The organism is Micromonospora sp. CNZ322 (assembly GCF_007827755.1).
The window spans coordinates 55,647-75,797 of record NZ_VITD01000010.1 but is presented as its reverse complement, the minus strand read 5'-3'; the positions used below and the strand labels follow the sequence as shown (position 1 = coordinate 75,797).

Annotated in this window: 17 protein-coding genes; 9 read left to right on the top strand and 8 right to left on the bottom strand. The window is 71.7% G+C overall.

The window, feature by feature from the left end; translation table 11 throughout:
* Nucleotides 1-17: 17 nt before the first annotated feature.
* The 5 genes from FB453_RS22740 to FB453_RS22720 all read right to left on the bottom strand — a co-directional run bounded on the left by FB453_RS22740 (nt 18) and on the right by FB453_RS22720 (nt 7,261).
* On the bottom strand, nt 18-977 hold the full coding sequence (locus FB453_RS22740) for a hypothetical protein (protein ID WP_112584984.1): 960 nt from the start codon (nt 975-977) through the stop codon (nt 18-20).
* Nucleotides 974-3,448 (bottom strand): AAA family ATPase, encoded by a 2,475-nt coding sequence (locus FB453_RS22735; RefSeq protein WP_145793205.1) that lies wholly within the window; start codon nt 3,446-3,448, stop codon nt 974-976. Before FB453_RS22735 ends, FB453_RS22740 begins: the two co-directional genes overlap by 4 nt.
* Complete coding sequence (locus tag FB453_RS22730; RefSeq protein WP_112584988.1) at nt 3,448-4,596, bottom strand: exonuclease SbcCD subunit D; 1,149 nt, start codon at nt 4,594-4,596, stop codon at nt 3,448-3,450. Before FB453_RS22730 ends, FB453_RS22735 begins: the two co-directional genes overlap by 1 nt.
* A gap of 18 nt (nt 4,597-4,614) precedes the next feature.
* The gene (locus FB453_RS22725) at nt 4,615-6,366 is read right to left on the bottom strand and encodes an ATP-binding protein (RefSeq protein WP_145793203.1); all 1,752 of its coding nucleotides are present in this window, start codon (nt 6,364-6,366) and stop codon (nt 4,615-4,617) included.
* 148 nt (nt 6,367-6,514) lie between these two features.
* Entirely contained in the window at nt 6,515-7,261 is a 747-nt protein-coding gene (locus tag FB453_RS22720; protein WP_091400703.1) for a pyrimidine reductase family protein, read from the bottom strand.
* A gap of 150 nt (nt 7,262-7,411) precedes the next feature.
* Here FB453_RS22720 and FB453_RS22715 point away from each other — a divergent pair, with 150 nt between their 5' ends.
* The 6 genes from FB453_RS22715 (at nt 7,412) to FB453_RS22690 (ending at nt 14,054) form a co-directional block, all read left to right on the top strand.
* A complete protein-coding gene (locus tag FB453_RS22715; RefSeq protein ID WP_145793201.1) occupies nt 7,412-7,975 on the top strand; it encodes a plasmid pRiA4b ORF-3 family protein in 564 nt (187 codons plus the stop codon).
* 308 nt (nt 7,976-8,283) lie between these two features.
* Nucleotides 8,284-9,573 (top strand): ABC transporter substrate-binding protein, encoded by a 1,290-nt coding sequence (locus FB453_RS22710; protein ID WP_112585001.1) that lies wholly within the window; start codon nt 8,284-8,286, stop codon nt 9,571-9,573.
* A 109-nt stretch (nt 9,574-9,682) separates the two neighbouring features.
* Nucleotides 9,683-10,654: a carbohydrate ABC transporter permease gene (locus FB453_RS22705; protein WP_145793199.1), complete on the top strand. Its 972-nt coding sequence runs from the start codon at nt 9,683-9,685 to the stop codon at nt 10,652-10,654.
* A gap of 10 nt (nt 10,655-10,664) precedes the next feature.
* Entirely contained in the window at nt 10,665-11,507 is an 843-nt protein-coding gene (locus tag FB453_RS22700; protein WP_091400707.1) for a carbohydrate ABC transporter permease, read from the top strand.
* Nucleotides 11,504-12,925: a GH1 family beta-glucosidase gene (locus tag FB453_RS22695; protein WP_112736907.1), complete on the top strand. Its 1,422-nt coding sequence runs from the start codon at nt 11,504-11,506 to the stop codon at nt 12,923-12,925. The genes FB453_RS22700 and FB453_RS22695 overlap by 4 nt, the downstream gene beginning before the upstream one ends.
* An 82-nt stretch (nt 12,926-13,007) precedes the next feature.
* Nucleotides 13,008-14,054 (top strand): LacI family DNA-binding transcriptional regulator, encoded by a 1,047-nt coding sequence (locus FB453_RS22690; protein ID WP_091400709.1) that lies wholly within the window; start codon nt 13,008-13,010, stop codon nt 14,052-14,054.
* 142 nt (nt 14,055-14,196) lie between these two features.
* Here the strand turns inward: FB453_RS22690 and FB453_RS22685 are convergent, their stop codons facing one another.
* Both FB453_RS22685 and FB453_RS22680 read right to left on the bottom strand, forming a co-directional pair.
* Nucleotides 14,197-15,417: an acyl-CoA dehydrogenase family protein gene (locus FB453_RS22685; RefSeq protein ID WP_145793197.1), complete on the bottom strand. Its 1,221-nt coding sequence runs from the start codon at nt 15,415-15,417 to the stop codon at nt 14,197-14,199.
* Nucleotides 15,417-16,496, bottom strand: a complete 1,080-nt coding sequence (locus tag FB453_RS22680) for a phosphotransferase family protein (RefSeq protein ID WP_145793195.1) — start codon at nt 16,494-16,496, stop codon at nt 15,417-15,419. Before FB453_RS22680 ends, FB453_RS22685 begins: the two co-directional genes overlap by 1 nt.
* A gap of 150 nt (nt 16,497-16,646) precedes the next feature.
* Here FB453_RS22680 and FB453_RS22675 point away from each other — a divergent pair, with 150 nt between their 5' ends.
* The 3 genes from FB453_RS22675 to FB453_RS22665 all read left to right on the top strand — a co-directional run bounded on the left by FB453_RS22675 (nt 16,647) and on the right by FB453_RS22665 (nt 19,653).
* Entirely contained in the window at nt 16,647-17,348 is a 702-nt protein-coding gene (locus FB453_RS22675) for an ACT domain-containing protein (RefSeq protein WP_145793193.1), read from the top strand.
* A gap of 61 nt (nt 17,349-17,409) precedes the next feature.
* Nucleotides 17,410-18,459, top strand: a complete 1,050-nt coding sequence (locus FB453_RS22670; RefSeq protein WP_145793191.1) for a hypothetical protein — start codon at nt 17,410-17,412, stop codon at nt 18,457-18,459.
* Between the two features lie 117 nt (nt 18,460-18,576).
* On the top strand, nt 18,577-19,653 hold the full coding sequence (locus FB453_RS22665; RefSeq protein ID WP_145793189.1) for a GNAT family N-acetyltransferase: 1,077 nt from the start codon (nt 18,577-18,579) through the stop codon (nt 19,651-19,653).
* A gap of 35 nt (nt 19,654-19,688) precedes the next feature.
* Here the strand turns inward: FB453_RS22665 and FB453_RS22660 are convergent, their stop codons facing one another.
* A complete protein-coding gene (locus FB453_RS22660) occupies nt 19,689-20,087 on the bottom strand; it encodes a VOC family protein (RefSeq protein ID WP_145793187.1) in 399 nt (132 codons plus the stop codon).
* Nucleotides 20,088-20,151 lie beyond the last annotated feature (64 nt).

Here is a 20,151-nt window from a genome sequence, read left to right as displayed (position 1 = left end):
GGAACCAGTATCCGCGCTCATCGGGCGGCGCGGGCCGCGGCGGTCAGCGCGCGGTGCAGCAGCCGGGAATCGCCGAGCAGGGCCCGCAGTCGGCGCTCCAGGCCAGCGATCGGGATCAGGTTCTGCGGGGCCCGAGGATCCTTGTACGGGGTGGACGCGAAGCGCGGCAGGGTCACCAGCGACAGGTCGGCCAACTCGATCGCCGCCTCGACGGGCAGGTCGGCGGAGCACTCCACCCGAACGATGCCCGCCCACGGCGCGCCGATCGCCACCGGCAGCCGCAAATACCACGACCAACCACCCCAGGCGGTGCCGAGCCGGAACACCGGGGAGCGCTCACCCGAGGCCATACCCGTCACCACAGCGGTCAGCCGGGCATCCAGGTACTGACTGTGCTGCGTCTTGATGTAGCCGAGGGTGCGCGGCAACTGCCGACGACTGCGCAGCGGGCCGTCCACCACCAACAGGTCACCGTCGACCCGGGCGGCGTCGGACACCGCCACCTCCAACGCGGTCAGCGGGCCCTGCACGGCGGCCGGCAACTTCGCCAGCTCACCGGTGCCACCCACCCGGTGCACCGGGTAACGGATCGCGCCCGCCACCACATCCTGCGCCGACGGGCTCGCGGTGAACAGGCCCCGACCAACCCGGGTACCCGCCAACTGCGCCGCACCCCGCCCCAGGTCACACCGGACCACCCCGGCCGCGTACGAGGCGGCCAACCCGGGGAACGACAGGCCGTCGGTCTCGGCCGTCCAGATGCTCGCGTCGATGCGGCGAACCCCGTCGACCAACAACACCACGTCGGGCGCCCGCACCCCGGGGCGTACCCCGATCGCCCGCCAGTCCACGGCGGGCAACTCCACATCCGCGTCGACCTGGGCGCTGCTCGGCGCGGCCGGCCCAGCGGCGGACGCCTCGAACGACGCCCCGTACGCCGGATCCCACGAATCCACGAAGAACGCGGCGTCGCTCACCGGCCGGTCCGCTCCACGCGCGCGGACCGGGCATCCTTGCGCACCTCGAAGCGGACCGGAATCCGCTCGGCCAGCGCGGGCACGTGGGTGACCACGCCGACCATCCGATCGCCCCGGGCCGCCAGGTTTTCCAGGGTCGCCGCCACCGTGTCCAGGGTGGCGGCGTCGAGCGTGCCGAAACCCTCGTCCAGGACGATCGACTCCAGGCTCGCCGCCGTGGTGGACATCCCGGCCAACTGCTCGGAGAGCGCCAACGCCAGCGCCAGCGACGCCTGGAACGTCTCACCGCCGGAGAGGGTGCGCACGCCGCGACGCAGCCCCGCGTCGTGGTGGTCGACCACCACGAACTCGCCCTTGTCGTGCACCAGCTCGTACTGCCCGGAGGACAACTCGCGCAGGATCCCCGACGCGCCGTCGACCAGCAGGTCCAACGCCTCGGCCAGCAACCACCGCTCGAAGTTGTTGGCCCGCAGGTGCCCGGCGAGCGCGCGCGCCACCTGCGCCTCCCGCTCGTGCCCCGCCCGCTGCTCGCGCAACGTCCCGGCCTGCTCGCGACGCTCGTGCAGCCGCCGCCGGTCGGCGTCGGCCCGCTCCACAGCCACTGTCGCCGCGTGCACCGGGTCGTCGCCGACCGGCACGTCGGCGGCCGCGAAGATGCCCGCGATGGCCCGCTGCACCCCGTCGGCCAGCGACTCGGCCTCCGCCACGGCGGCGGCCCGACCGGCCCGCTCGGCGCGGCGGCGGTCCGCCTCGGCGGTCGCCCACCCGGTCAGCGCCGCCCACGCGGCGGCCACGTCGTCCCGATCGGTCGCCGGTGGGCCGAACCGGGCCAACCCGTCACGGGCGGTGTCGAAGGCCCGCCACGCCGCCCGCAGCCGCTCCTCGGCGGCGTCCACCCCGGCCCGGGCCTGCCGAGCGGTCTCGCGGCCGGCCCGGACCGCGGTCGCCGCCTCCTCCAGCGCACGCCGCAACCGGGCGTGCTCGGCCAACTCCCGGCGCAGCACGGCCGGCTCGGCCGCGCCGGAGAGCTGGCCGTCAAGCTCGGCCAGCCGGGCCTCCATCTGCTCCTGCCGGGTTCGCGCCTGTACCAGCAGCCGCTCCAGCTCCCGCGCCGCCGTGTCCCGCTCCTGAACGGTCGCCTGCGCGGCCTTGGTCGCGGCCCGCGCGGCCTTGCCCGCCGCCGTCGCGGCGGCCACCGCCGAATCGGCCGGCACCGCCGGCACCTCGGCCACCGGTTGCTCGCACACCGGGCACGCCGCACCGGCATGCAGATGCACGCGCAGACTCACCGCGAGGTCGGTGGCCTTCGCCTCCTCGTGCGCCCGGAAGGCCGCCTCCAGCTCGGCGTCGGTCCGCTCGGCGACCACCCGTGCGGCGGCCAGCGCCGCCACCGCGGCGGCATGCTCGTCATTCGCCGCGCGCACCGTCGCCCGGACCGTGTCGGCCTCGCCGGACAGCCGATCCCGATCGTCGTACGCCCGCAGTTGCAGTCGCAGCGCGCTCTCGTCACCGGCGGCGGCCAGCTCACCGCGCAGCTTGTCCTCCCGCTCCTCGGCCAGCGACACCGCGGTCGCCGCCGCCTCGGCGTCGGCCCGCGCCGCGGCGACCGCGCGAGCGACAGCGGTCACCCCGGCCGGCGCGCGCACCCCGGTCAGCACGGTCAGCTCGTCGTCCAGCGCGGTCAGCGCCGCCGCGGCCTCCCGTGCGGTGACCCGGGCCGCCGCCAGCTCCGGCACCGCCTCGGCCACCGCGGCCGCCAGCTCGGCCATCCGCTCCACCCGGGCGTCGGCCTCGGCCAACGCCTCGTCGTCCACGCCGGTCAACCCGGCGAGCACCTGGTCGACCGCCTCCAGCCGGGCCTCCGCCTGCGCGGCGCGCGCCGTCGCCTTCTTCTGCACGTCCTCGTAGACGCCGAGGCCCAGCAGGTTGACCAGGATCTGTTGCCGCGTCGCCGGCTTGGCGTGCAGGAAGTCGGCGAACTGCCCCTGTGGCAGCACCACACAGCTGGTGAACTGCTCGTACGGCAACCCGACCGCCTCCAGCACCGCCTGCTCCATCTCGGCGGGGGTGCCGGCCACCACCTCGCCGAGGTCGTCCGGGCTCAGACCGGTGTCCAGTTTGGTCACGTCGAAGCCGGCCGGCATCAGCTGCAACCCGGCGTTCGCGGTCTTCACGTTGCCCCGGCCGTCCCGGCGGACCACCCGGGTCGCCACGTAACGGGCACCGCCGGACTCGAAGACCAACCGCACCCGCGCCTCGGTCGCCGACGGCGCGAGCGCGTTCGCCAACCCTCGGGCACCACCCCAGCGGGGCACCATGCCGTAGAGGGCGAAGCAGATCGCGTCCAGCACTGTCGACTTGCCCGAACCGGTCGGGCCGATCAGCGCGAAGAAGTCGGCGTCGGTGAAGTCGACTGTGGTCTCGTCCCGGAAGACCGTGAACCCGGCCATGTCCAACCGCATCGGACGCATCAGTGCTCGACCTCCTCGAAAAGCTCGTCGAAGAGCTCCCGGACACCCTCGTCGGCGTGGCCCCGGCTGTCCAGGTAGTCGGCGAACAACTCCCGGGGCGAACGCCCCGACCGCTGGGCGATGCGCGCGCCACTGCCCGGCGCGGCCAACAGCTCCGGGTCGATCCGGATCTCCAGGGCCCGGGGGAGCAGCTCCTGGACCTCCTCGCGCAGGCCGGCCCGGGGTTGCTCCCGCACGTAGACCCGCAGCCACGCGTCCGGTGCCTCGATCTCGGCGAGCTGGGCCAGGGTGCCCCGCACCGTGCGCAGCGCGCTCGCCGCCGTCACCGGCACCTCCCGCACCCGGGCGGCGGTGCTGGCCGTCACCTCGACCATCGTCACCGAGGGGATGTTCTCCTGCTCACCGAAGTCCACGGCGAGCGGACTGCCGCTGTACCGCACCGGGCAGGGGCCCGCGACCCGCTGCGCCCGGTGCAGGTGACCCAGCGCCACGTAGTGCGCGGTAGCCGGAAAGACGGTGGCCGGAACGGCGTAGCCCAACACGGTGTGCGCGTCGCGCTCGCCACCACCGGTGGCCGCGCCGGTCACCGTCAGATGCGCGGTGACCAGGTGCACCCGGTCCGGTTCGGTGAAACCCTCGGTCAGTCGCCCCAGCACCCGGCCCAGGTGGTCGGCGTACGTCTGGTTGGTCTCCGCGGCGGTCAGCTCGTACATCTCCAACGCGCGCACCGCGTACCGCTGAGACAGGAACGGCAACGCGGCCAGCCGCCACCGCTCGCCACCGGCGGTGGTGCCGTCGATGACGTGCTCGTCCGGATTTTCCCGCACCCCGCCGCGCAGGGTGATGCCGGCGGCATCGGCCCACGGGCGCAGCGCGTCCAGCGCCGGGCCGTTGTCGTGGTTGCCGCCGATCGCCACCACGTCCGCGCCGGTCCGCCGCAGCGCCGTCAACGCCCTGGTGACCAGGCGGGTCGCCTCCGAGCTGGGCGCGGCCGTGTCGTAGAGGTCACCGGCGACGATCACCAGATCCGGCTGCTCGGCACGGGCGATCTCGATCACCCCGGCCAGCACGGCCTTGTGCTCGTCGGCCCGGGACTGCCCCTTGAGCACCTTTCCCACGTGCCAGTCGGAGGTGTGCAGGATCTTCATGGCTGTGCCGGCCCCTAGCTAGAACGGGATGTCGTCGTCGGTGCCGCCGCCGGAACCCACCACGGCGAACGGGTCGGCGGACTGGGTGATCGAGCGCAGCGTCTCCGATGGTGCCCGGCCCGCCTCGGAGACCCGGGTGGCCCAGGCCGGGAACGGGAACTCCAGGCAGAGCGGCACCGGGATGTCCGGCTGGTTGACGAACATGGTGCCTGGCTTGGCCAGCAACGCCCGCTGGCGCTGCGCGGGCGGCAGGAAGCCGTACTCCGGGCGGGACGCCTCGGCCGGGTCGAGCCGGCCGACCACCCGGATCGCCGAGTTGGTGACGATCCGCCGCTCCACCTCGCTCGCCGTCTGCTGCGCGCCGATCAGGATCACCCCGAGCGAACGGCCCCGCTCGGCGATGTCGAGCAGGACCTCCTTGATCGGCGAGGAGCCCTCCCGGGGGGCGTACTTGTTGAGCTCGTCGAGGACGACGAAGAGCAGCGGCTTGGCGGTGCCGGACTTCTCCTTGCGCTCGAACTCGCTCTTGAGCGTCACACCGACCACGAACCGCTGCGCGCGGTCGGGAAGGTTGTGCAGGTCGACCACGGTGACCTGGGCCGACTCGCTCGTGTTGATCGAGTGGGGGCGGCGGGTGGCGAGGTCACCGCGGATCAGCCGGGCCAGGTCCTTCTTGCTGCCGATCAACCGCCGGGCGAACGCGTTGACGGTGCCCAGCCCCACCGCGCTGCCCGCCCAGTCGGAGCGGGTCTCGTCGTCGTTGAGCTGATCGACGATGTGGTCGACCAGGTCGCCGTAGGAGCCGAGCCGGACCCCGTCGATGCTCACCCCGCCGTCGGCGGGCTGGGCGTAGCGGGCCAGGTGCGCGGCCACCGAGTGGACCACCATCGTGTACTGCTGGCGCTCGTCGTCGGCGTCGGCGAAGACGTACGGCAGCAGACGGTCGGTGCAGAACTCGCTCAGCGTCCAGTAGAACGAATCCACCCCGGTGAGCCGGCTGCTCACATCCGGCGTGCCGGCCGAGTCGCCGACCCGGGGTGGAGCGTAAACCCGCACGTCGGGGAAGGCGCCGGCGCTCAACCCGAGCTTCGCGTACGCCGCGCGGGTGGGATCGTCGAGGCGGGTGTTGGGGTGGTCCAGGAAGAGCAGGTCCTCACCCTTGACGTTGAAGATCAGCGCCTTGGCGTTGACCGCGTCGCCGCCCAGCACCCCGGAGCGGAAGACCGAGTAGAGCAGGAAGGTGGCGAAGCTGGTCTTGGTGGCCACCCCGGAGATGCCGGAGATGGAGACGTGCGCGCCCCGACTGCCGTCGAGGAAGTCGGCGTTGAGGTAGACCGGGACCCCGTCCCGACCCATCCCCATCGGGATGCGCCGCTCCATCCGGTCGAAGTGCAGCGCGCGGGCCCGGGCGTCGCCCTCGGCCCGGAACACCACCGCGCCCGGGGTCGGCGGCACGTACAGCTCGGGATCGACCCGGGTGGTGGTGACCTCGGCCGCCTCCTGCACCTGTGCCGGCAGCGTGCCGTCGGCGATGGCGAACACGTCGGAGTCGAACTGGGCGCCCTCGTGCCGAGCGCGGACCTGGGTCACCACCCCGGCGATCGTCACCGGCTCCCGGTCCGGCAGCTCCCGTCGCGTGACCACCACGTCGTCGAGCTGGAGGTAACTGCCGGGCGCCACGGCCGTCCAGAACTGCAACGGGGTGGCGTCGGCGGTACCCAGCACCCGCCCGACCGCCTCGCCAGGGCTGTCGAGGTCGGCATCGGTCATCGGGCGACTCGGGTCGCTCGGGCATCACGGTCGGCGCGCATGCCCTGCATCCTGCCCGAGGAGTACGACAGGTCGCCACGCGACGCGTCGGACGACACCATGCGCCGTCACACTCACGACGGTGGGTGTGTGACCGGGCGACGGCGGGTTACGGACGGGCGTGGCGGAGCAGGAGGACGCCGTCCTCGGCGGCGAGCACGTGGCGCAGTGGCAGGTGCCGGGGTGGTGCCGCGTCGCCGGCGGTGATCCGGCCGGGGCCGGGCCCGGCCAGCAGCGGCGAGACGGTGAGGCACAGCTCGTCCACCAGGTCGGCGGCGGTGAGCGCGCCGAACAGGTGTGGGCCGCCCTCGCAGAGCAGTTGGGTGAGCCCGCGGCGGTGCAGTTCGGCGAGACCGGCCGCCAGGTCGACCCGCTCGGCGCCGCAGCGCAGCACGTCGGCGACGTCGGTCAGCCCGGGCGGCGGATCGGCGTCGGCGTGGGTGAGCACCACCGGGCGGGTCGGCGCGTCGGCGAAGGCGGCCTGCGCCGGATCCAGGTCGAGCGAACCGGAGACGACCACCAGCGTCGGGTACTCGGCCAGCCCGTTGGCACGGCGCCAGGCGCGGCGGCGCTCGTTGAGCCGGACCGCCCGGTACTCCTCGTGGCGAAGTGTGCCGGCGGCCACGACCAGTGCGTCGCAGACCATCCGCAGCAGGCCGAACACCCGCTTGTCCGGCTCGCCGGAGAGCCCGGCGGAGTAGCCGTCCACGGTGACCGCGCCGTCCAGGCTGGCCACGAAGTTCATCCGCAGTCGGGGCTTGTCGGCGCGGCCGTAGAGGGCGGTCAGCGCGGCGTCGTCGAGCGGCTGCGTCGACGGCTCGGGCCAGAGCCGTCGGATCGGAATTCCGACGGTCATTCGCCGGCCGGGCCGGTGACCGGAGGGGTGGGTTCGGCGGTACGGTGCTGGCAGTCGCACCAGTTCCGGCCCGGGCAGTCGTCGTGTCGCCGGGCCCGGCACGCTCGGCAGATCATGCTCGCAGCCTAAGCCGCGGGAGGACAGGACAGCATGTCGCGTCAGATCTTCCAGCTGAAGATGTCCCTCACCGGGACCCGCCCGCCGGTGTGGCGCCGGGTGCTCGTGCCGGCCGGCTACACGCTGGACCGGCTGCACCGGGTGGTGCAGCACGCGATGGGTTGGCGGGACTGCCACCTGCACTCGTTCGAGATCGACGCGATGCAGTACGGCGAGCCGGACCCGGACGGGGAGTTGGCGTTGCACGACGAGCTGGACGTGCGGCTCGACGCGGTGCTCGGGAAGGGCAGCCGGTTCTCCTACACGTACGACTTCGGCGACTGGTGGGAGCACGACCTGGTCGTGGAGGACGCGTTGACCGCCGACCCCGACGAGCGGTATCCGGTCTGCCTGGCCGGCGAACGGGCCTGCCCGCCGGAGGGTGTCGGCGGGCCGTTGGGCTACCAGGCGCTCCTGGAAGCCCTGGACGACCGGAGCGCCACGGCCGACCCCGTCAGTTCCCGCCACGCGGTGCTGCGCGACTGGGCGGGTTCGACCTTCGACCCGTCCCGGTTCGACCCCACCCGCGCAACCACCCTCCTCCGCCACTTCTGCTGACCCGCCCGCCCCTCGGGCCCCCGCGTTGTTGATCAAGAAGTTTGCGTCAGCAGGGCTCCGTTTCCTGACCGAAACCTCTTGATCACCTGGGTGGGGCACGGGGTGTGGTTGGGGTGGGTGCGGTGTGAGTGGTCAGCGGTAACGATCTGGGAACGCTCCCAACGTCCTATTGACACTCCCGTTACCCGCCGGCAATCTCATGGGAGCGCTCCCGGAGGTGGTGTGTGTCACTCACGGACCCCGGCCCGGCGCGATGGGCACCCCCCACCACACACATCAGCCTCACCACCGGAAAGAGGGGTCAGCGAATGAGTGTCACCACGCGGCGTACCCGCCTGGCGGCCGCTGCCCTGGCCGCGATCACCGCGGTCAGCGGTCTCGCAGCCTGCGGCAACGACGACGACAAGCCTGCGGCCGGCGAGAAGCCGGCCAAGCTGGTCGTCGACACCTTCGGCGAGATGGGCTACGACGAGCTCGTCAAGCAGTACGAGAAGGACACCGGCATCAAGGTCGAGCTGCGCAAGACCGCACAGCTCGGCGAGTACCGGCCGAAGCTGGTCCGCTACCTGGCCACCGGCAAGGGCGCGGCGGACGTCACCGCCCTGGAAGAGGGCATCCTCAACGAGTTCAAGCCCAACGCGCGCAACTGGGCCGACCTCAGCCCGCTGGTCGCCGACCACTCGAAGGAATACCTGCCCTGGAAGTGGGAGCTGGGCAAGGCGCCGGACGGCCGGCTGATCGGTCTGCCGACCGACGTCGGCAGCCTCGCCGTCTGCTACCGCAAGGACCTGTTCCAGGCGGCCGGCCTGCCCGCCGAGCGCGACCAGGTGTCGGCGCTCTGGCCGGACTGGAAGGGCTTCCACGACGCCGGTCTGAAGTACAAGCAGGGCAGCGGCGGCAAGGCGTTCATCGACTCGATCACCGCCGTCTCCAACGGTGTGCTCTTCCAGGGCAACGGTGACCTGTTCTACGACAAGGAAGACAACATCATCGCGGACACCAGCCCCGCGGTGAAGAACGCCTGGGACACCGCCACCTCGATGGCGGACATCTCCGCCAAGGCGTCCACCTGGTCGCCGGAGTGGTCGGGTGGCTTCAAGCAGGGCACCTTCGCGGCCACCTTCTGCCCGTCCTGGATGCTCGGCATCGTGTCGGACAACTCCGGTCCGGCCAACAAGGGCAAGTGGGACGTCGCGTCCGTGCCGGGCGGCGGCGGTAACTGGGGCGGCTCGTGGCTCGCGGTTCCGGCGCAGAGCAAGTACCCGAAGGAGGCGGCGAAGCTCGCCGAGTACCTGACCAACGCGAAGAGCCAGGTGGAGGCCTTCAAGCTCAAGGGCCCGCTGCCCACCAACCTGGAGGCGCTGAAGAACGAGGCCTTCCTCGGCTACACCAACGAGTACTTCAGCAACGCGCCGACCGGCAAGATCTTCGGGGAGAGCGTCGCCAAGATCCAGCCGATCCACCTGGGTCCGAAGCACCAGGCGGTGAAGGAGAACGCGCTCGAGCCGGCCCTGCGGGCGTTCGAGAACGGGCAGGCCGACAAGGCCAAGGCCTGGGAGCAGTTCACGAAGGACGCAAAGACTCAGGGTGCCTTCTGAGTGATTCCCTGCCGGTGGCGTTCGGGGTTTCCCGGACGCCACCGGCCGGTCCCCTCCGCGTAGCGCCCTGCGCGAGGGCCCCCGGGCCTCGCCGGAAAAGGAAATTCGCATGAGCCTGTCGGCCACGACGGCACGGCCGTCGCCAGCAGCACCGCCTTCTCCCGACGTCGATCGCCGACGTCGACGGGGAAGGTTACTCAACCGCCTCGATGTCAAGTACTCGCCGTACCTCTACATCGCTCCGTTCTTCCTGATCTTCGGCGTATTCGGGCTGTACCCGATGCTGCGTACCGCCTGGATGTCGCTGCACGACTGGGACATGATCGGCGAGCACACGTTCATCGGCTTCGACAACTACACCCGGCTGGTGTCCGACGAGTACTTCTGGAACGCGCTGGTCAACACGTTCGGCATCTTCGCCCTGTCGACCATCCCGCAGTTGTTGCTCGCCCTCTTCCTGGCGAACCTGCTGAACCGGAGCCTCCTGCGCGCCAAGACCTTCTTCCGGATGGCCATCTTCATGCCGAACGTGGTGTCGGTGGCCGCGGTCGCGATCGTCTTCGGGATGTTGTTCCAGCGCGAGTTCGGCCTGTTCAACTGGCTGCTCAGCTTCGTCGGTGTCGACCCGGTCGACTGGGACGGGCACCGGTGGAGTTCCTGGACGGCCATCTCCTCCATGGTCAACTGGCGGTGGACCGGGTACAACACCCTGATCCTGCTCGCCGGCATGCAGGCGATCCCGAAGGACCTCTACGAGGCCGCGGAGATCGACGGTGCCAGTCCGTGGCGACAGTTCTGGCAGATCACCCTGCCCATGCTCAAGCCCACCTTCATCTTCGTGGTCATCCTGTCCACGATCGGCGGCATGCAGCTCTTCACCGAGCCCCTGCTCTTCGGCAACGGCAACATCATCGGCGGCAACCAGCGAGAGTTCCAGACGCTGGCCATGTACATGTACGAGATGGGCATCGTGAACCTGAACACCGCCGGCTACGGAGCCGCGGTCGCCTGGGCGATCTTCATGATCATCATCGTGGTGTCGCTGTTCAACTTCCTACTCGTCCGCCGCTCGGCGAAGTGAGGAGAGATCGATGATCTCGGCTTCCCAGCGCCTGTGGCGCACCAGCCCGCTGACCTACCTGGCGCTCGTCCTGGCGGCGCTGCTGTCGATCTACCCGTTCTACTACATGCTGGTGATCGGCAGTCGCAGCCTGGACAACATCAACGACGTGCCGCCGCCGCTGACCCCCGGTGGCGCGTTCGGTGACAACTTCGGGCGGGTGCTCGACAACGACGCCGCCAACTTCCTCACCGGCATGATGAACTCGATCATCGTCTCCTCGGTGGTCACCCTGTCGGTGGTGCTCACCGGTTCGCTGGCCGGGTTCGCCTTCGCCAAGCTGAAGTTCCGCGGCAGCAATGCCCTCCTGCTGGCGATCATCGTCACCATGATGATCCCGACCCAGATGGGGCTCATCCCGCTCTGGGGCATGATGCAGGACCTGGGGTGGTACGACACCCTCTACGCGGTCACCGTGCCGTTCCTGGTCACCGCCTTCGGCGTGTTCATGATGCGGCAGTACGCCAGCCAGGCGATCTCCGACGAGCTGATCGAGGCCGGCCGCGTCGACGGCGCGAGCACGTTCCGGATCTACTGGAGCATCGTGCTGCCCGCGCTGCGTCCCGCCGCCGGTGTCCTCGGTCTGCTGACCTTCATGGAGACCTGGAACTCGTTCCTGTGGCCGTACGCCATCCTCACCCCGGAGAACCCGACCCTGCAGGTCTCGCTCTCCTTCCTCTCGTACGCCTACTACACCGACTACTCCCAGGTGTTCGCCGCCACGGCGATCGGCACCATCCCCCTGGTAATCGTCTTTCTCGTGTTCGGCCGCCAGATCATCGGCGGGATCATGGAAGGTGCCGTCAAGTCGTGAGCAACCCCGCCAGCCCACCCGCCGTCGATGTCCTCGACGAGCGCCCCGGGCTGACCTTTCCACCCGGATTCCTCTGGGGGGCCGCGACGGCGGCGTACCAGATCGAGGGAGCGGCGGCCGTGGACGGCCGTGCCCCGTCGATCTGGGACACCTTCAGCCACACCGAGGGTCGGGTCGTCGCCGGACACACCGGGGACGTGGCGTGCGACCACTACCACCGCCTCGGCGACGACGTCGCGCTGATGGCCGAGCTGGGCCTGAAGTCGTACCGTTTCTCGGTCTCCTGGTCCCGGGTGCAGCCCACCGGCACCGGCGCGGCCAACCCGGGCGGCCTGGACTTCTACCGGCGGCTGGTGGACGAGCTGCTGGCCAACGGCATCGAGCCGTGGCTCACCCTCTACCACTGGGACCTGCCGCAGCCGTTGGAAGACGCCGGCGGCTGGCCGGCGCGGGACACCGCTGCCCGCTTCGCCGACTACACCACCCTGGTGGCCGACGCGCTCGGTGACCGGGTGCGCTACTGGACCACACTGAACGAGCCGTGGTGCTCCGCGTTCCTCGGCTACGGCTCGGGGGTGCACGCCCCCGGCCGCACCAACGGAGCGGACGCGGTGCGCGCCGGACACCACCTGATGCTCGGTCACGGCCTGGCCGTGCAGGCACTGCGGGCCGCCCGGCCGGCCGCCGAGGTGGGTGTGACAGTCAACCTCTACCCGGTCGACCCGGCCAGTGACAGTCCCGCCGACCGGGACGCCGCCCGGCGGATCGACGGGTTGGCCAACCGGTTCTTCCTCGACCCGCTGCTGCGCGGGTCGTACCCGGAGGACCTGGTGGCCGACCTCAGCACGGTGACCGACTTCGAGCACGTGCGCGACGGCGACCTGGCGACCATCTCCACGCCGCTGGACCTGGTCGGGGTCAACTACTACAGCCGGCACGTGGTCGCCGCGCCGGTCGAGGGCGTGGAGGCCGACCCGGCCCCCTCGTGCTGGCCGGGCAGCGAGGACGTCCGGTTCGTCACCCGTGGCGTTCCGGTCACCGACATGGGCTGGGAGATCGACGCCCCGGGTCTGACCGAGACGCTGCGCCGGGTGAACGGCTACACCGATCTGCCCCTGTACGTCACCGAAAACGGCTCCGCGTTCGTCGACTCAGTGGTCGACGGGCAGGTCGACGACGTCGATCGGCTGGCCTACTTCGATGCCCACCTGCGCGCCGCCCACGAGGCGATCGACGCCGGAGTGCCTCTGCGGGGATACTTTGCCTGGTCGTTGATGGATAATTTCGAGTGGGCCTGGGGTTACACCAAGCGGTTCGGCATGATCCACGTCGACTATGACAGCCAGGTCCGCACCCCCAAGTCCAGCGCCAAGTGGTACGCCTCGGTGATCCGGCGCAACGGTCTGGCCGCACAATAGGCTCGGGCCAGCCATCAGGACGGCCCCGGCGTCCACCTCCCGCAGGTGGCGCCGGGTCCGCCCGCCGTCGGAGGAGCAGACGATGACAACGCAGCGCACCCGGTCGCTCGGGCGCCCGACCCTCGACGCGGTCGCGGCGCGTGCCGGCGTCGGTCGGGGCACGGTCTCCCGCGTGGTCAACGGCTCGCCCCAGGTCAGCCCGGAGGCCCGGGCCGCGGTCCAACAGGCCATCGCAGAGCTGGGGTACGTGCCGAACCGGGCCGCCCGTGCGCTCGTCACCCAGCGGACCGACTCCGTCGCGCTGGTGGTGTCCGAATCCGGCGAGCGGGTCTTCACCGAGCCGTTCTTCGCCAGCATCGTGCGGGGGATCAGCTCCGGGTTGCTGGAGACGCCGATGCAGCTCTGGCTGGCCATGGCACAGTCGCCGGTGGAGCGGGAACGGGTCGAGCACCACCTCACCAACCAGCACGTCGACGGCGTACTGCTGCTGTCGTTGCACGACTCCGACCCCCTGCCGACGCTGCTGGAGGAACGCGGCCTGCCCGCCGTGCTCGGCGGCCGGCCCGCCCGCATGCTGCAACCCGGCGCCCAACCGGCCTGGTTTGTCGACGTGGACAACGTTGGCGGGGCCCGGCAGGCCGTGGAGTACCTGGCGAGGCAGGGGCGGCGACGCGTCGCCACCATCGCCGGTCCGCAGGACATGGGTGCCGGCCTGGCCCGGTTGGCGGGCTACACCGACGCGGTAAAGGCCACCGGCGCCAGCGTCAACCCCGACCTGATCGCGTACGGCGACTTCAGCGAGGGCAGCGGCGCGGCGGGAATGCGCCGGCTGCTGGAGGTCTGCCCGGACCTGGACGCGGTCTTCGTCGCGTCCGACCTGATGGCGTTCGGCGCACTGCGTACCCTGCGCGAGGCCGGCCGCCGCGTTCCGCAGGACGTCGCGGTGATCGGCTTCGACGACGCGACCATCGCCCGACAGGCCGAACCGCCGTTGACCACTGTCTTCCAGCCGGTGGAGGAGATGGGCCGGCAGATGGCCCGCCTGCTGGTGGCCCGGATCCGTGGCGAGGAGCTACCCGCCTCCCACATCCTCCTGGACACCCAACTGGTCCACCGAGCCTCCGCCTAACCCACTACCCCCCCAGTTCCCCGGACCCCCCAGGACCTGGGCACCCCCAGACCTTCCCCGGTTGATCATGAAGTTATTGCCGTGACACGCCGATGCGGAGGGCAATAACTTCATGATCAAGAAGGGTGAGCGGGTGGGGGGGTCAGGCGGGGGTGGGGGCCCAGCGGCGGAGTTCGCGCTTGGCCAGGGAGTTGCGGTGCACCTCGTCGGGGCCGTCGGCGAGGCGCAGGGTGCGAGTTTGCGCCCAGAGGGCGGCCAGTGGTGTGTCCTGGCTGACACCGGCGCCGCCGTAGGCCTGGATGGCCTTGTCGATCACCCACTCCGCCATCGCCGGCGTGCCGATCTTGATGGCCTGGATCTCGGTGTGGGCGCCCTTGTTGCCGACGGTGTCCATCAGCCAGGCCGTCTTGAGCACCAGCAGCCGGGCCTGCTCGATGCGGACCCGGGACTCGGCGATCCACTCCCGAACCACGCCCTGCTCGGCCAGCGGTCGGCCGAACGCGATCCGTTCGTTCGCGCGGCGGCAGAGCAGCTCCAATGCCCGCTCAGCCATTCCGATCAGCCGCATGCAGTGGTGGATCCGGCCCGGACCCAGCCGGGCCTGGGCGATGGCGAAGCCGGTGCCCTCGGCGCCGATCAGATTCTCCGCGGGCACCCGGACGTCGGTGAAGTCGATCTCGGCGTGCCCGCCGTGTGAACCGTCGGTGTAGCCGAAGACGGTCATGCCTCGGCGCACTGTCACCCCGGGGGTGTCGCGGGGGACCAGCACCATGCTCTGCTGGCGGTGCCGGTCGGCGGTGGGGTCGGTCTTGCCCATCACGATGAAGATCTCGCAGCGCGGGTCCATGGCCCCGGACGACCACCACTTCCGTCCGTTGATCACGTATTCGTCGCCGTCACGGGTGATCCGGGTGGCGATGTTGGTGGCGTCGGAGGACGCGACGTCCGGCTCGGTCATGCAGAACGCCGAGCGGATCTCACCCTCCAGCAGCGGCATCAGCCAGCGCTTCTGCTGCGCCTCCGACCCGAACTCGGCCAGCAGTTCCATGTTGCCGGTGTCCGGTGCCGCGCAGTTGACCGCCTCCGGCGCGAGGTGCGGGCTGCGCCCGGTCAGCTCGGCCAGGGGGGCGTACTGGAGGTTGGTCAGGCCGGCGCCGTAGCGCGGGTCGGGCAGGAAGAGGTTCCACAGGCCGCGCTTGCGGGCCTCCGCCTTCAATTCACCCAACACCGGGGTACGCGACCACGGGTCCCCGGCGGCCACCTGCTCGGCGTGCACGGCCTCGGCCGGGTAGACGTGCTCGGTCAGGAACCGGGTCAGCTCGTCGCGCAGCTCCTCGGTCCGGCTGTCGTATGAGAAGTCCATCACCGCTCCCTGGCGGCGGTCAGCCCGTGCGCGACCAGCGGTGCCACCATCTCGCCGATCCGGTCGAAGCCCTCGCCGAGCGTCTGCCCGAGCGTGTGGCGGTAGTGGATGCCCTCGCAGATCACCGCGAGCTTGAAACAGCCCAGCGCCACGTGCCAGTGCAGCGGCCCGACGTCGACATCGCTGCGTCCGGCGTACCTGTCGATCAGCTCGCTGCCGGTGGGAAAGTCGGCGCGCGGGCCGAGCCCGTCGGCGACGGGGTTGCCCGCGGCGGTGTCGCTGCCGCCGAGCACGTCCCAGTACGTCAGCAGCAGCCCCAGGTCGGCGAGAGGATCGCCGAGGGTGGCCATCTCCCAGTCGAGCACCGCGTGCACGGCGACCGGGTCGGCCGAGGCGAGGAGGTTGTCCAGCCTGAAGTCGCCGTGCACGATCCGGCCGGCGTTCGCGCCCTCCGGGGCGGTCGCCGCGAGCAGGTCACGCAGTTCGTCGATGCCGGGCAGCGGCCGGCTGCGGGAGCGGTCGAGCTGCCCGGCCCAGCGGCGGACCTGCCGGGCGAGGTAGCCCTCGGGGCGGCCGAAGTCAGCCAACCCGACGCTGGACGGCTCGACGTTGTGCAGCGCGGCGAGCGTGTCCATCATGGCCATGGCGAGGGCGCGGCGGCGCTCGTCGCCCAGCGGGTCGGTCTGCGCGCGGGTGCGGAACACCTCGCCGGGCATCCGCTCCATGAGGTAGAACGGCGCGCCGATCACCTCCGGGTCGGTGCAGAGCAGCAGCGCGCCCGGGACCGGCACATCGGTCGGTGCCAGCGCCGAGATGACGCGGAACTCGCGCGCCATGTCGTGCGCGGTCGCCAGCACGTGGCCCAGCGGTGGGCGGCGCAGCACCACCTCGCGGTCGCCGAGACGCAGCAGGTAGGTGAGGTTGGACTTGCCGCCCGCGATCAGCGTGGCACGCAGCGGCCCGACGGCCAGTTCGGGTCGGTGCGTTGCCAGATAGTCGGCGAGGCGGTCCAGGGCCAGCCCTGCCGGGGAGACGGGAACGGCCTCCGGCCGGGACGCGTCGACGGCCGGATCGCTCATCCGACTAGTTGATGGCAGCCCGCTCACGTTGTCAAGGTCAGAATTTCCGCTCGGGACATGCCCCTGCAACAGGGACGAAATGGTCAACTACCAGGCTGGGGTCAGCCTGCCGGCCGCTCTCTTGCCGGCCCGCCGAGCGGAGGGACAGACATGTTGCTGCGAGTTCGGGTCACCCTGCCGGACCGTCCGGGCACCCTCGGTCAGGTCGCCCGCACCTTGGGCGTCTCCGGGGCGGACATCGTCCAGGTGGTGGTCCTCGAACGGCTCGGCGGGCGCGCGGTGGACGACTTCACTGTCGTCTGGCCGGGCGCGGCGCGGGTGGAACGACTGCTGGCCGGCCTCGCGGCGATACCGGGGGTGCGGGTGGACGGTGTGTGGCGGGCGATCGGCGCGCCCACCACCACCGGGCAGGACGCGGAGCTGTTGGCCCAGGTCGCGGCCAACCCGGCCGACGGGTTGGCCACCCTGGTCGACGCGGTGCCGGGGCTGCTGGCCGCCGACTGGGCCGTGGCCGCCGTGGTGCCTGTCGACTGGGCCTCGCGGAGCGGGGGCGGCGGGGCGACCGTGGGGTACGCGAGCTGGCGGGCTCCCGTGCCCCTGCGGTTGCCGGAGGTGACCCCGCTGCGCGGTCGGTCGATGACCACGCCCGACGGCACCCACCACGCGATCGCGCCGTTCGGCCGGGCGGGCCTGGTGCTGGTCGTGGCCCGCGACCGCACCGAGACGCTCTCCGCCGCCGCGTTCCACAGCACCGAGGTGGACCGGCTCACCCAGCTCGTCCGGGCCTGCACGGTGATCCTCGGTGACCGGCTCGACCTGGTGGGCGCGCCCCCGGTCAGCGCCAATCCCTGAGGCGCCGCCCGTCGACCGGGCGGTCCGCAGGGCCCGGACTTGTTGATCTAGTCTCTTCGGGATGGACATCTCCACTGATGGATATCGAGCGGAGACCCCCGAGGGCGGCGGTCGCGTCCCCTCCGGTGCGCCGCGGGCCTACGAGGCGGATGCCAAGCTGCCGCCCCCGCCGGTGCCCGGACGGCGGCCGGGGATCCAGATGGCACCCACCTACGCGGACTTCGGCACCGAGCCGCCCCGTCTCGGCAACGTCGAGATCACCGGCGTGCACCGGTCCTCGGCGGCGGACGACCACCTGGCGATCAACGCCGGCGGGTCGGTCGAGTTCGAGTTCGACGTGCCCGACCCGGCCGTGGTCCGGGAGGCGTGCGTCACCCTGGTGGCGCTCGTGTCGATGCTGGCCGGAGGCCCCGGGTACGCCCCGCTCACCGTTCACCTCAACGGCCGGCCGCTGGCCGATGAGCTCCGCATCCCGAACGGTGGTGGGCTTCCGCAACGGCTGGTCTTCGCGGTCCCGGCCGAGGAGTTGGTGCCCGGCCGGAACACGATGCGGATCGCGAGCGGTGTCGACGCCCGCAGCATGCTGTGGCTCTACCGAGTCACGGTCGACCCGATGAACGCGCACGACCAGGCGGGCCTGGCCCTCGTCCGGCAGGCGGTCGCCAAGCCGGTGCTGCGGTACGCGAGCGACGCCGGCGAGGTCACCATCTTCGTCGATCGGGGCGAGCAGTCCGTCCTCGACCAGGTGGCGTGGGCCGACACGTCCGGCACCGAGTACGCGATCACGTTCGAGAAGCGACAGCGGGCCTTATACGGCTGGCGGCGGCAGCCGGGTGGAGAGCCGACGGAGTTCCGCGGCCGGCTGACCGAGCGCGGCACCGTCGCCAAGGAGGCGTGGCGCTTCGACACTGAGGAGGGCTGGGCCGGTGGCTGGCACCGCTCGGGTGACCTGCTCCTCGCGGTGGAGGTGCACGGCTGCCCGGTCACCAGGTTGGCCTGGCGGGACCTGCGCGGCAACAACGGCACGATCGCCTTCGGCGGCGGTGGATTCCTGGGCACCTACCAGCGGGTCGGGGAGGGCCCCATCGGCTACCGCGGCCGTTTCGTGTAGCGGCGGATCCGGTGACCCGCCGCGCGGGGTCGACTTCCTGAGCGCAACCCGTCACCGCCGGGCAATCGGGCGGCAACAGCGGGGGACGAGGCTGGCACCCGGGGAAGGGAGCCAACCATGACGTTGTGGCGGATCCGGGCGACGGTGGACGACCGGCCGGGTTACCTGTCGGTGCTCACGGCCAGCCTCGCGCTGCGCGGGGTCAACATCCTCACCGTGCAGGTGCAGCCCACCGAGCAGGGCGCGGTGGACGACTTCCTGGTCGACGCGCCGGACGCGCTCGACGAGGCCGAGCTGATCGCCGCCGTCGAGCGTGGTCGGGGCCGGGACTGCTGGGTGGCGCGCAGCGAGGCGCGTGGTCTGGCCGACCAGCCCACCCGGGTGCTCGGGCTGGCCAACCGGCTGGTGCGGGACCCGGACGCGACGGGCGAGGCGTTGCGGACCCTGCTCGCTGCCGACGTCGTCAGCTGGCGACCAGCGTCGGTCGGCGGCGAACGGGGGATCACCGGGGCCGACATGCTGTTGGCCGACCCGGAGGGCGGTTCGTTCGCGCTGCGCCGGGCCGCGCCCGACTTCACCCCGGCGGAGTACGCGCGGGCGCAGGCCCTGGTCGAGCTGGCCGCCACCGTGGCGCGCCGGGCCGCCGAACAGGTCACACTGGTGCTGCCCGACGGCGCGGAGGTGGCCGTCCGGCCGGCCAGCGCCCACGATCTGCCCGGCGTGGTGGAGCTGCACGAGGCGTGCTCACCGCGTAGCCGGCAGCGGCGTTACCTGGGCGGGGCGGCGCTGCCGCAGCCGGCCCGCCTGCGTCGACTGCTGGAGCCGAGCCGAGGGCTGACGCTGATCGCCAGCACCACCGGCTCCGACGGTACGGCCGAGTCGGTGGTCGCCATGGCGAACCTGCTCGGCGAGGGCGACGAGGCCGAGGTGGCGCTGCTGGTGCGGGACGACTGGCAGCGGCGTGGGCTCGGCTCGGCGTTGCTGCGCCGGGTGGTCCAGCACGCCGACCGGTCCGGGTACGCGGCGCTGGTGCTGCACGTGCAGGCCACCAACGACCCGATGCTGCGTACGCTGCACCGGCTGGGCCGGCCCGCTGCGGTGGAGCGCGACGGCGGGCTGCTCACCCTCACCGTCCCGCTCGCCGTCGCCGTGAGGGCGGACCGGAAGGGCGCGTTCTCCACGCCGCGCGTCTAGGGCCTGTTTCATAAGAGCTGGCCCTGCGGCCCTGCTCAGGGTCGGGACGGCTCGCGGCGGCCCGAGACGCAGAACCGGTTGCCCTCCGGGTCGGCGAGCACCACGTACGGCGGCTCGGTCGGGTGTGGATCGGTGGGATAGTGCCGCCAGTCGACGATCCGCGCGCCGAGGGCGAGCAGTCGGTCGAGTTCCTCGTCGAGGGGTCGGTCGCCGGCGTCCAGATCCAGGTGGAGCCGGGGGAACTCCCGCACGGGGCTCTCGCTGAGGTCCATCGCGAGGACCGCTCCCGACACCCCCGGCGGCGGCTCCAGCACGATCCACTCGTCGCCGGTGAATCGGGGCTCGCGGCGACGGTAGCCGAGGGCCGCGGCCCAGAACGTTCCCGCCCGCTCGGCGTCGGACACGCCCAGGGAGAGCTGCGCGATCAATGCCATCTCCCGACGGTACGCGCCGACGAGGTCCCCTTGTGCGCGGCGAGCGTCCACAAGAGGACCTCTC

Excerpts from the sequence above, each read along its gene's own strand:
- FB453_RS22735 (WP_145793205.1), bottom strand. The coding sequence starts at position 3,448 with ATGCGTCCGATGCGGTTGGACATGGCCGGGTTCACGGTCTTCCGGGAC.
- FB453_RS22730 (WP_112584988.1), bottom strand. The coding sequence starts at position 4,596 with ATGAAGATCCTGCACACCTCCGACTGGCACGTGGGAAAGGTGCTCAAG.
- FB453_RS22725 (WP_145793203.1), bottom strand. The coding sequence starts at position 6,366 with ATGACCGATGCCGACCTCGACAGCCCTGGCGAGGCGGTCGGGCGGGTG.
- FB453_RS22720 (WP_091400703.1), bottom strand. The coding sequence starts at position 7,261 with ATGACCGTCGGAATTCCGATCCGACGGCTCTGGCCCGAGCCGTCGACG.
- FB453_RS22715 (WP_145793201.1), top strand. The coding sequence starts at position 7,412 with ATGTCGCGTCAGATCTTCCAGCTGAAGATGTCCCTCACCGGGACCCGC.
- FB453_RS22710 (WP_112585001.1), top strand. The coding sequence starts at position 8,284 with ATGAGTGTCACCACGCGGCGTACCCGCCTGGCGGCCGCTGCCCTGGCC.
- FB453_RS22705 (WP_145793199.1), top strand. The coding sequence starts at position 9,683 with ATGAGCCTGTCGGCCACGACGGCACGGCCGTCGCCAGCAGCACCGCCT.
- FB453_RS22700 (WP_091400707.1), top strand. The coding sequence starts at position 10,665 with ATGATCTCGGCTTCCCAGCGCCTGTGGCGCACCAGCCCGCTGACCTAC.
- FB453_RS22690 (WP_091400709.1), top strand. The coding sequence starts at position 13,008 with ATGACAACGCAGCGCACCCGGTCGCTCGGGCGCCCGACCCTCGACGCG.
- FB453_RS22685 (WP_145793197.1), bottom strand. The coding sequence starts at position 15,417 with ATGGACTTCTCATACGACAGCCGGACCGAGGAGCTGCGCGACGAGCTG.
- FB453_RS22680 (WP_145793195.1), bottom strand. The coding sequence starts at position 16,496 with ATGAGCGATCCGGCCGTCGACGCGTCCCGGCCGGAGGCCGTTCCCGTC.
- FB453_RS22675 (WP_145793193.1), top strand. The coding sequence starts at position 16,647 with ATGTTGCTGCGAGTTCGGGTCACCCTGCCGGACCGTCCGGGCACCCTC.
- FB453_RS22670 (WP_145793191.1), top strand. The coding sequence starts at position 17,410 with ATGGACATCTCCACTGATGGATATCGAGCGGAGACCCCCGAGGGCGGC.
- FB453_RS22665 (WP_145793189.1), top strand. The coding sequence starts at position 18,577 with ATGACGTTGTGGCGGATCCGGGCGACGGTGGACGACCGGCCGGGTTAC.
- FB453_RS22660 (WP_145793187.1), bottom strand. The coding sequence starts at position 20,087 with ATGGCATTGATCGCGCAGCTCTCCCTGGGCGTGTCCGACGCCGAGCGG.